We start from the raw sequence: 2,079 nt of genomic DNA on the forward strand, positions 1-2,079 counted from the left end.
TGGTAGTACCAGATCCAGAATCTGGATTGGAAGGAGTAGTTGTTTCACCCGGGTACATAACCCCTATTCCTTCAATATCACCTGAAGAGAGTTGAGAACGCTGTACAGAAAATGTAGATCCGTTTACTCTGGTAATTGTTGGTTGTCCATTTGAAGAGAAAGCATATGAACTATACATCATAATGGAGCCAAGATCTAAACCTGCGGTATATTCAGCACCGTCCCATCCGGCTTCTTCATAAGTGTAAAAATTATGTTCTCTTCCACTAAGAATATTATTGTAGTGAACTGTAATAGTTTCATCTCTGTCGGCTCTGCTCTGTTCATGCCATAAACCTAAGGCGTGACCAATTTCATGGATGGTATTCCCGGTGGAACAAGCATCAGCAAGGGTAATTGGCTGTCTTCCACCAACCATTCCCACGTACGAAGAACATCCAGATCCAGGAGTAAAATAAACATAATTGGATTCAGAAGATCGTTCAATGAATTTTACAGCTGTGTTTGATTCCCAATGAGCGATTGCATCCATTACTCTTTGCTGATTGCCAAGAGAAGGGTCGACCTCATAATAAACAGTATTGTCTGGCCAGAAAAAACTTGTTCTTCCAACACTCTTGTTTTCCTCCGGAATATTAGCATCTGCTTCCAGGATCAAATCAACAGAAGTTTTCGATACATATTCTTCAGGCAAAAATATGTCGCCCTGGTATACATATTTATTATTAATTAATTCTACCGGCATTTTCATTCCGGCGAAATAGATATCAGTTACTTCTCCATATTCCTCCGGAAAAGCAATTTCTGTATTTGAATCATAAACTTTATGAGATTCTACGGTTGTTTCTTCATTAAGGTCTGAAACAGAATCTTCACTACAAGCTATAAAAGTCAATAGCAGAAAGGCTAATAATAATTTTAAGTTTTTCATAAGTAGGGTTTTAAATTTTATGAATTTTCAACGAATCAGGTTTATAGGGTTTCGGGCTTTAAACACATTTAACCTTATATCGATAAAATTTAACTTTTTGTCGAAAAAACGAATTTTAATGATTTAGAATAGTTGGGTAATTTGTCTACAACAAGTGTGATTTTTAACAATTTGTTCACACATTAAAATAACCCATTCCATCGAAGAATGGGTTATCATAAATTTACACATAGTACCAATTTCCTTGAATAAGTTCCACTCGTTTCAGCCCATATCGGCTTTGGTAGTACCAGTATCCGTAATAATGCATTACAGTAAGGCCATTTATAGTATAATATTGACCATTTATATAATTTGTTTCAGTAGACTCACTGCCTGTGGGATACATTGAATTTGCACCCTCAATATCCCCACTAGATAAAGCATTTCTTTGTACAGAATACAAGGATCCATCTTTTCTTGTAATGGTTGGATTTCCATTGCTTGAGAAAGAATAAGGACTATACATCATTATAGAACCAAAGTCCAGATTAGTAGTAAATTCTTCACCATCATATCCAGCACTGGTATAGGTTTCAAAATTATACTCTCTTCCGCTTTGGATATTATTCCAGTGAATAGTTATATGATTATCTCTATCTACACGGCTTTGTTCATGCCATAAACCTATAGCGTGGCCAATTTCATGAATGGTATTCCCTGTAGAACAGGCATCAGCCAGAGTTATATTCTGTCTTCCACCTACCATCCCAACATAGGAAGAGCACCCAGAACCTGGTGTAAAATAGATGTAGTTGGATTGGCCTGTTCTTTTAACGAAATCCAGATTAGTATTTGCTTTCCAGTGATTAATAGCATCATAAACACGGTTCGAATTAGGCAAATTTGGGTCTACATCATAATATACAGTATTGTCTGTCCAGTAGGCTGAGGTTCGTCCCACACTCTTATTTTGCGGCTCCTCACCTTTTTCATAAACAAGCTTCACAGGACTTTTAGAAGCTTTCCCTCTAGGGATAATAATATCTCCCTGATAGATATACTTTCCATTTACGTTCTCTACCGGCATCTTCATTCCGGTGTAATAGACGTCTATTTGAGAACCTTTAGCGTTGGGGTACGCTATTTCGGTTAATCCGTCATCAATT

2 protein-coding genes are annotated in these 2,079 nt (G+C 37.0%); both read right to left on the reverse strand.

Translation table 11 applies throughout. From position 1 onward, the window contains the following. A partial coding sequence (locus ACNKXV_RS00685; protein WP_417905777.1) for a M12 family metallopeptidase occupies positions 1-931 on the reverse strand: 931 nt, incomplete at its 3' end. A gap of 223 nt (positions 932-1,154) precedes the next feature. Beyond that, on the reverse strand, positions 1,155-2,079 hold a 925-nt coding region (locus ACNKXV_RS00690), incomplete at its 5' end, for a M12 family metallopeptidase (protein ID WP_417905778.1).

Source organism: Christiangramia aquimixticola, from assembly GCF_048285835.1.
In the GTDB taxonomy this organism is placed as follows: Bacteria; Bacteroidota; Bacteroidia; order Flavobacteriales; family Flavobacteriaceae; genus Christiangramia; species Christiangramia aquimixticola.